The organism is Streptomyces sp. KLMMK (assembly GCF_036961605.1).
GTDB classification, from domain to species: Bacteria; Actinomycetota; Actinomycetes; order Streptomycetales; family Streptomycetaceae; genus Streptomyces; species Streptomyces telluris.
Genome location: NZ_JBAMDC010000002.1, coordinates 31386 through 40269, shown reverse-complemented (window position 1 = coordinate 40269; position 8884 = coordinate 31386). Strand labels below are relative to the sequence as shown.

Below are 8884 nucleotides of genomic sequence, written 5' to 3'. Positions count from 1 at the left end.
CTGATGGGTCAGGCGTGCTTGAGCAGGCCCCGGTCGATCTCCAGGGCGTTGCGCGCGCGGCCCACGAGGTACTCGGGGCGCGGCTCGCCGGCCGGGCGCGGGGCCTGCGGGACCGGGTTGTAGGTGAGGATCAGCAGACGGCGGGGGTGCGGGGAGACGTTGGTGTTGGAGCCGTGCACCATCTGCGGGCTGAAGAACAGGACGCTGCCCCGCCCGGCCTTGGGGGCGACCATCTCGTGCCGCTCCACGACGTCGGAGAGCTCGCGCGGGGACAGGGCGTAGCGGTCCGGGTCGATGTGGCCCGTGCCGTCCGCGGCGGCCCCGCGGTCGCGCTCCAGGGTGCCCAGGGTGTGCGAGCCGCGCAGGAAGATGACCGGGCCGTTGAACTCCGTGCAGTCGTCCAGCAGCAGCGCGACGTTCACCTGTGACGGGGCGGGCATGCCGTCGGCGTCCCGCCACACGATGTAGTCCTGGTGCCAGGCCCATCGCTCTCCGGCGAACGACTGCTTGACGTTGATCTTCATCTGGTGGACGTACAGATCGTCACCGGCGATCTGCCGGGCCGGGCCGAGGAGGCGCTCGGTCCGGGCCAGCCGGCGGAACACGGGGTGGCGCAGGTGCGAGGCGTAGACGGCGCGCAGCGTGCGGCCGTCGCTCTCGGTGACGACCTGGGGTCCTGGTGTCCGGGCGTCCTCCGTCAGCGCGTCGCGGAGCAGGTCCACCTCGTCGGCGGTGAACAGGTCCTCCTGCACCACGAAGCCGTCCCGCCGGTAGCGGTCGAGGTCGTCCTGGGTCAGGGCCATGGGGGGTCCCTCCGTATGCCGATGCGGGGACGGCTCTCGGTGGCGGGCGGCTGGTGGCGGGCGGCTGGTGGCGGGCTGTGGGTGAGGCGCGGTGGCTCGTGGCGGCTGGTCCGGTCGGCGGCTTCCGGTGGGCGGGCCCGCACGGCCACGCCGCCGGCGAGCACGGACCACAGAGATCGTCACGCCGCCCGCGACACCGGCACAAGGGATGCGGACCCCAGAGCGATCCCCAGGTTCCGCCGCTTCAGCTCCCCTCTGGGGTCACGGCGTCGAGCGCCCCGGGGAGGCTCTCCCGGGAGGTGACGCGCAGTTTCCGGTAGGCCTGCGTGAGGTGCCACTCCACGGTCTTGACGGTCACGAACAGCGTCTGCGCGATGTCCCGGTTGCTCAGCCCCCGGGCGGCCAGGTCCGCCACCCGCCGTTCGGCGGGCGTCAGGGCGGAGGGGGCCCTCTTGCGCCGGCCCTGGCCCCGGGCCGGCGCGTCGAGGGACCGCAGCTCCTCGCAGGCCCGGCGGTGCAGTGCGTACGCCTCGCAGTCACCGGCCAGTTCGGCGGCGAGGTGGAGCTGCTCGCGTGCCGCGGAGGTCTTGCCGGCCCGGAGCAGCACGCTGCCGTACGTGTAGAGGGTGTGGGCCCGTTCGAGGAGAGCCGACGAGCCGTCCAGCACGTCGACGGCCTCCTCCAGCAGGCGCAGGCCGCGGTCCGCGGGCACCGCCGGGGCGAGCGTCCGCAGGACGACGGCCAGGGGGCGGGCGGCTCCGAAGGCGTGGGCCCGGGCGAGTTCCTCCTCGCCGAGTTCGCGCGCGTCCTCGGCCCGTCCGCTGCCGTGGAGGGCCGTGATCACCGGGGCCCAGGCGCCGACCGCCTCCGCCGCCAGGCCGAGTTCCGCATCCAGCCGCCGGCCCTTCACCAGGTCCGCCAGGCCTTCGCCGGGGTGTCCGAGTTCGAGCCGCAGCCGCCCCCGGGCGCGCAGGAGGAAGAGGTGGGCGAAGGTGTCGCCGTCGGCGTCGAGGAGCTCGCGTGCCGACAGCGCGGCGCCGGCCGGCTCCAGGTCGCCCTGTTCGATCAGCGCCTCGACCAGCGCGGCCGCCGCGACCGGCTGGACGACGCTGGGGCTGCCCTCCGACTCGCTGGCCTCCAGGGCGCCGGCGGCGAGCTCGGCGGCGGCGGACACCTGGCCGAGCTGCAACTCGACGTAGGCCTGGAGGCACTGGTCGAGATGGAAGAGGTTCACTCCCCGGCGCCGTGATGCGTCGCCCAGGGTCCGTGCGGCGCGGCGGGCCTCCGGGAGGCGGTCGCAGACCACCAGGGACCAGGCCGCGGTGAGGGCCGCGCCCCAGCCGACGCCGTGCTCGGCCGCCGGCTCCGCCCTGCGCAGCGTGTCCGCGGCGAGGTCCGCGACCTGCGTGGCGTCCGTTCCGTTCCGCAACAGGTCGAGGAGGGCGTCGCCGACGAATCCGTCGGTGCTCGGCCCCGTCGCCCGCTCCCGGATCCGGTCCAGGTGCCGCCGGATCCCGGTCAGGTGGTGCCTGCGGAGGTCACGGGCCCCCGGGGACAGCCTGGCGATGCAGGACAGCGCGTCGTCCAGGTGCGCGACGGCGTCCGCCTCGTCCAGTTCGACGATCGTGCCGGCCAGCACGGTGACGGCTTCCTCGAACCGGGAGCCCAGTGCGAGCGCCCAGGCCAGGTCCCGCGCGACGGCGCTGCGGGCGTCCGGGGCGGAGGTCTGCTCCAGGGCTTCCCGGAGGTGGACGGCGGCCTCCTCGTGGTCGACCGACAACTCGGCGGCGCCGAGCCGGCTCAGGACCGCCGGCAGGTCGTGGCCGGCCGGTGGTTCGCGCAGGGCGCGCCGCAGGTAGCGGACGGCGTCCGGCCCGCACCGCCCGGTGGCCGCCGCGGCGGCGTCCAGGAGGCTTCGGACCGTCCGCCGGTCGCCCTGGGGCGGCGCTTTCAGCAGGTGCCCGGCGACCTGTTCCGGCGGGGCGCCGGCGGCAGCCAGGGCGCGTGCCGCGCGGGCGTGCAGCCGGCCGCGGGTGAGCAGCGGCGTGCTGTGCTGGACGGCCGTGCGGAGCAGCGGTTGCGCGAACCGCAGCACCGGGCCGTCGACCAGGATCTCGGCGTCGATCAGCGCGGCGAGCGCCTTCTCGGCGCCGGCCGGGCTGAGGCAGGCGATGTCTTCCACGATCCGCGGATCGGTCACATGGCCCAGTAGCGCGACCGTCTGGGCCAGTTCGAACGAGGGGTCCGGAAGGCTGCGCAGTTTGCGGACGACCCATCGCACGAGGCTGCGGGGCGCGTGATCGGAGAGCCCGTCCAGGCCGCCTCCGGCGGGGCTCGCGGAGCTCGCGGCGCCGGCATGGCTCCCGGGCCCGGCGGAGCTCCCGGGGCCGGTGGGGTTCCCGAGTCCGTCGGGGCTTCCCGGCCCGGTGGCCGCCTCGTCGAGTACGGCCCTCACCAGCATCGGGTTGCCGTGGGTCGCCTCGAAGAGCGACTCGGCGAGCGCGGCGGGGTCGGGTCCGCCGACGGTCTCCGCGACGACCTGTTCGAGGGCGCGCAGGCTGAGCGGCGCGGGCCGGAGCACGGTCGACTCGAAGGAGGTGACCACGGCGCCCAGCAGGTCGGCGGCCGGGCCGGGGCCGCAGGGCTCCACGGCGACGGCCAGCACCATGTGGCTGCCCCCGACGCGGGCGGCGAGGTAGCTGAGGAAGCGCAGCGACGGCAGATCGGCCCACTGCGCATCGTCGACGACGATCACGAGGCGCCGGTCACCGGCGAGGCCGAGGAGGATGCGGTGCAGTTCGTACAGCAGCGGGTGCCACCCCGCCGCGTGCGCCTCGTCCGGCAGTTTGCCGTGCAGCAGGTGCGCGATGCGCGAGCCGTGCGGCCCGGCGGGCCGGCTACCGGCCGGGGCGTCGTCGTCCGCCGATTCGACCAGTTGCGCAACGGCCCCCAGGGCGAACGACGCCTCGAATTCATTGCCCCTGGCGTGGAGGACCAGGAATTTCTTGTCGACCGCTCTGGTCTGCAGGAGGTGCAGCAGACTGGACTTTCCGGTCCCCGCAGTGCCTTCGACCGCGAGAATTCCGCCGATTCCATCGCTCAAGTCGTCGAGCTTTCGCTCGATCTCGGATATTTCCGCCTGCCGTTCGAGCAGTCCGGCCCGCGGCCCGTCCCATGCGTTGATTATCACGGTTGGCGATTCCCCCAAATTGCCTGGCCGAGAAAGTTCACTCCTGGAAAACTATTGAGGTTCCTGACGGATCGGACACCAAAGAGGACATCGATAAGGACATCGACGTGGACATCAATGCGGACATCGATATGGACACGTCCTTCGCCTGAACTTCCGGAAAGAAGCCCGAAGATCGAACACTAGCCTAAGCGCTGCGCCGCCGGTCTCACAGCGGGCGGACGACCGAAGAACGACCGATTCGAGCCGACGCGCCGGGGCCCCGCCGAGACGCCGTCACCGCCGCCCGGCCCCGGTGGCGGTGCCGCCGACCCCCAGATTTTCGGGCCGACGACCCCGGAATCGGACCATCCGTCCCGTGGCACGTTTCTGGGGTTCTGCCCAGGGCGGGCGGCAGGCATGATCGGGAGGTCCCGCCCACCCTAGGAGCCGCAGGTATGCCACGTGCTCGAACGGTCACCGTGCCCTGCTCGCTGGAGCTCTGCGACCCGGACCTCTACGCACAGGGGCGCCCCGAGGAACTCTGGCAGCGGATGCGGCAGTCCGGATCCGTGCACGAGGGCGAGTACGACGGCCGCCGGTTCCACGCCGTCCTGTCGCACGCCGGGATCTCCCAAGTCCTCAAGGACCCGCGGAACTTCACCTCCCAGCAGGGCATGCGGCTGGATCAGAACCCCGCCGCGACGGCGGCGGCCTCGGGCAAGATGCTGATCATCACCGATCCGCCCCGGCACGGCGAGATCCGGCGCATCGTCAACGGCGCTTTCACCCCGCGCATGGTGGCCCGGCTGGAGCACACCATGCGCGAGACGGTCACCGCCGTGCTGGACGAGGTGCTGGACGCGGGCGAGTGCGACTTCACCCGGGTGGCGGCCAGGCTGCCGCTCTCGGTGATCTGCGACATGCTCGGAGTTCCGCCGGGCGACCGGGACTTCATGCTCGACCGCACCATGGTGGCCTTCGGCTCGGGCGAGAGCGCCGGCACCGACCCGCTCGCGCCGGCCCAGGCACACGCCGACATCCTGGCGTACTACGCGGACCTGCTGGAACGCCGTCGGCGCGAGCCCCGGGAGGACATCATCACCGCGCTGGCGCACGGCACGGTCGACGGCGTCCCCCTCACCGACGAAGAGATCTTCCTGAACTGCGACGGCATCGTGTCGGGCGGCAACGAGACGACACGGCATGCCGGCGCCGGCGGCCTCCTGGCCCTGGTGCGCAATCCGCAGCAATGGGCGTCGCTGCGCGAGGACCCGGAGCTGCTGCCGGGCGCGGTGCAGGAGATCCTGCGCTTCACCAGCCCCGCGATGCACGTCCTGCGGACCGCCACAGCCCCCGTCGAACTCGCCGGTCGCACAATCGCCGCCGGCGACCAGGTGGCGCTGTGGCTGGCAGCGGGCAACCGCGACCCCGCCGCGTTCCCGGACCCCGACCGGTTCGACGTCACCCGGCGGCCCAACCCGCACCTCGCCTTCGCGGCCGGAGCCCACTACTGCCTCGGCGCGGCGCTCGCCACCAGGGAACTCACCGTTCTGTTCGAGGAGTTGCTGCGGCGGGTGCGCAGTGCGGAGCTGACCGGTCCGCCGCGGCGGACACGGTCGATCCTGATCCGGGGGTACGAGGCGCTGCCCGTGCGACTCCTCGCCGGCTGACCTGCCGGCCGACCCTCCGATTGCCCTGTCGGCTGCCCCGTCGGTTGCCTCATCGACCGTCCCGCCGCGTGAGCCTGAGGAAGCAAACATGAGCGAAGAGCGGGCCGCACCCGCCGTACCCCTCGCACCACGGCAGGAGGTGCGCCTCCCGGACGGCCGACGGGTGTCGTGCACCAGCCCCGCCGAAGCACTGCTGATCTGGCGGGAGGCGACAGGCGACGGCCTGTACGGACTCGCCGCTCGGCAGCTGCGCCCCCACGACACGGTGCTCGACATCGGCGCCAACGTCGGGCTGGTCTCGATCGCGTTCGCGGACGTGCAGCGGACGCTCCGGATCGTCGCCGCGGAGCCGGTGCCGGACGTCTTCGCCTGCCTGCGGGACAACCTCGGCCGCCACGTCCCGGGCGGAACACCGGTGCGGACGGCAGTGGGGACCGCGCCCGGCGTCCAGGACTTCACCTACTACCCGGCCGCGCCCGGCAACTCCGGCTTCTACGCCGACCGAGCCGCCGACGACGCCCTCACCAAGACGTTCCTGCGCCGCAGCGGACTCGACGAGGAATCCGTCGAGATGATGACGGAGGGACTGCACGACGGCTGCACGATCGAGGTCCCGGTCACCACCGTCTCCGAACTCATCAGGGAGCACGGCCTCCGGTCCGTGGCCCTGCTCAAGGTGGACGTCGAACGCGCGGAACTCGACGTCCTGCGCGGCGTCGACGCCGCCGACTGGCCGCGCATCGGCGCCGTCGTGGCGGAGGTCCACGACGAGGGCGGCCGGCTCGCGCAGCTGTGCGAGCTGCTGCGGGACGCGGGCCTCGCGCCGCAGGTGCGGCAGGACCCCAGCCTGCGCGACACCGAGATGTACGAGGTCTACGCCCGCAGGGCCCCCGGGACGGAGCCGGGCCGGTGAGCGCCGAGCGGGCGGAGCTCGTCACGCTGGGCGGGGAGCGGGACCGGACGGACCGGATGAACCGGTTGGGCCGGCCGGCGAGCGCCGCGGTGCACCGGACGCTGATCTGCGTGCCTCACGCGGGCGGCAGCGCCGCGGCCTTCCACGCCTGGCACCGGGCGTTCGGCCCGCACCGGACAGCCGTCCGGGCCGTGCACTGGGAACGCCCGGACGGGTCGGAGCACCGCTCCAGCATCGAGGCCCGCGCCGCCGCCCTCGCGGCCGCGGCACGGGAACTGACGGGGCCCTGGATCCTGCTCGGCCACAGCCTCGGCGCACTCATCGTCGCGGAGGCGGTACACCGACTGGAGAACTCCCCCGGCCCGCTCCCGGAACGCGCGGTGCTCTGCGCGAGCGCGCCTCCTGGCACGCCGCGGTCCTTCCCGGCCGACGTGCTGCAGGCGTGCGACGAGCGCATGGCCTCCTACGTCCGACGGCTCGGGGGCACGGACGAACGCATCCTGGCCGACGTCGAGTTCGGCCCCCGCCTCCTGGCCGCGCTCCGCGCCGACCTGGACCTGATCGAGCGCTACGCACCGGACTTCACGCGCCCGCTCGCGACGCCCGTCTCGGTGTACGGCGCCAGGGCGGACCGCGACGTCCCGGTCGAGTCCCTCGAAGGGTGGCGGCAATGGGCCCCGAAAGCCCGGGTGCGCGTCTTCGACGGCGGCCACTTCTTCCCGCACGAGGACCCGGCCGCGATCTGCCGGGCCGTCATGGCGGACTGCACGCAGGGCGACCCGGGCCCTTCCCAGCGATAGCCGGCCGCACACCGCCGCAGCTCCTGAACCGTCCGGGCGAACGGTGGAAGTGGCACCGCTCCCCCGGGGGCCGCCATACGACCCCTGGGCGAGCGGTGCAGGATCCGTCCCCGGCGGTCAGGCTGTCGGGGCACCGGCCCCGTCCAGCCGCAGCGGCAGCCGTTCGAGCTTCCGCATGCCGGACACGGGCTGCCAGTTCAGCTCCTCGGGGCGCACGGCCAGGGTCAGGCCGGGCAGGCGGGCGAACAGCCGGTTCAGGGCGATCTCGGCCTCGTGGCGTGCCAGCGCGGCGCCGAGGCAGTAGTGCGGCCCGGCACCGAAGGAGACGTGCGCCTCCCCGCGGTTCTCGTGCCGCCGGGTGACGTCCAGCCGGTCGGCCTCCGCGAACTCGCGCGGATCCTGGTTGGCGCCGCTCAGTGCGGCCATCACCGCGTCCCCGGCCTGGAACGCCGCCCAGCCGAGGTCGGCGTCCTCGGTGACGTACCGCATCCGCGACACCAGGACGGGTCCGCACCAGCGCAGCAGTTCCTGCACCGCCTGAGGCATCAGCTCCGGTTCGGCGCGGACCAGGGCCAGTTGGTCGGGGTGGGTGAGCAGCGCCCAGACGCTGTTGGCGAGGAAGTTGGCCGTGGTGTCGTGCCCGGCTATGACGAGGCTGAGCACCATCGTGACCAGCTCCCGGTCGGTGAGGCGGTCGCCGTCCCGCGCCCGGATCAGTTCGCTGATCAGGTCGTCCGCGGGCCGGGACCGACGGCGGTCGACCAGCGCGTGCGTGTACTCCACCAGAGGGCCGATCGTCTCGCCCAGGTGCTCCTGGTCGAAGGAGAGCGCGTGGGTCCAGCGCAGCCACGCGGGGCGGTCGGCGCCCGGCACGCCGACGAGTTCGCAGATCACCGTGATCGGCAGGGGGTAGGCGAACAGGCTCAGGAAGTCGGCGACGCCGTCCTCGGCATGTGCCTCCAACCCGTCCAGGAGCTCGTCCGTGAGCCGCTCGATGCGCGGGCGGAGGGCGAGCATACGGCGCGCGGTGAATGCGGGTGAGACCAGGCGGCGCAACCTGCTGTGGCTCTCCCCGTCGCTGTCGAGGAGGGTGTCGGCGAGGTACGGGATGAGGTTTTCGGCAAGGCCGAGTTTCCGCATCGCGTCGGCCTGCATGCGCGGCGCGCCGCCGCCGGGGACCGAGGCCGGGTCGTTGGCGAACCGCGGATCGGTGAGCACCGACCGCACGCCCTCATGACGTCCGACCACCCACATCAACGACCCGTCCAGCGAGCGCATGGGGCAGGCCGCCGCTTGCTCCCGCAGATGCGCGTAACCGGCGTGCGGGTCGGTGAGAATGTTCGGCGGCGCACCCGCTTCGGCCGCATCGCGCTGTTTGCTTCCGGGCTGACCACTCATCTCTGCCCTCCGTCTGCTCGTGGCGGCATGCTCAGGGATTGGCGACCGGCCCGCGGAAACCGTTTCCACTCGTCGGGCAGAAACGCTGAAACTCTGAAACGCTGAACGCGCATTCACAGAAGACCACG

General features: G+C 73.2%; 6 protein-coding genes. 3 read left to right on the top strand and 3 right to left on the bottom strand.

Features of this window, described 5'->3' with window-relative positions; translation table 11 throughout:
• Positions 1 to 8: 8 nt before the first annotated feature.
• Together V7793_RS00825 and V7793_RS00820 are read right to left on the bottom strand one after the other, a co-directional pair.
• Complete coding sequence (locus V7793_RS00825) at positions 9 to 803, bottom strand: phytanoyl-CoA dioxygenase family protein (RefSeq protein ID WP_335580889.1); 795 nt, start codon at positions 801 to 803, stop codon at positions 9 to 11.
• Between the two features lie 244 nt (positions 804 to 1047).
• The gene (locus V7793_RS00820) at positions 1048 to 3993 is read right to left on the bottom strand and encodes a helix-turn-helix transcriptional regulator (RefSeq protein WP_335580888.1); all 2946 of its coding nucleotides are present in this window, start codon (positions 3991 to 3993) and stop codon (positions 1048 to 1050) included.
• Between the two features lie 437 nt (positions 3994 to 4430).
• Between V7793_RS00820 and V7793_RS00815 the strand changes: the two genes are divergently transcribed.
• The 3 genes from V7793_RS00815 (at position 4431) to V7793_RS00805 (ending at position 7358) form a co-directional block, all read left to right on the top strand.
• Positions 4431 to 5645: a cytochrome P450 gene (locus V7793_RS00815; RefSeq protein WP_335580887.1), complete on the top strand. Its 1215-nt coding sequence runs from the start codon at positions 4431 to 4433 to the stop codon at positions 5643 to 5645.
• Between the two features lie 88 nt (positions 5646 to 5733).
• Positions 5734 to 6558 (top strand): FkbM family methyltransferase, encoded by an 825-nt coding sequence (locus V7793_RS00810; RefSeq protein WP_335580886.1) that lies wholly within the window; start codon positions 5734 to 5736, stop codon positions 6556 to 6558.
• Positions 6555 to 7358 carry a thioesterase II family protein gene (locus V7793_RS00805; RefSeq protein WP_335580885.1) on the top strand — a complete coding sequence of 268 codons (804 nt, stop codon included), beginning with the start codon at positions 6555 to 6557 and terminating at the stop codon, positions 7356 to 7358. The genes V7793_RS00810 and V7793_RS00805 overlap by 4 nt, the downstream gene beginning before the upstream one ends.
• A gap of 117 nt (positions 7359 to 7475) precedes the next feature.
• On the opposite strand, the gene V7793_RS00800 is transcribed toward V7793_RS00805, so the two are convergent.
• Positions 7476 to 8756, bottom strand: a complete 1281-nt coding sequence (locus tag V7793_RS00800) for a cytochrome P450 family protein (protein WP_335580884.1) — start codon at positions 8754 to 8756, stop codon at positions 7476 to 7478.
• Between the last annotated feature and the right edge of the window lie 128 nt (positions 8757 to 8884).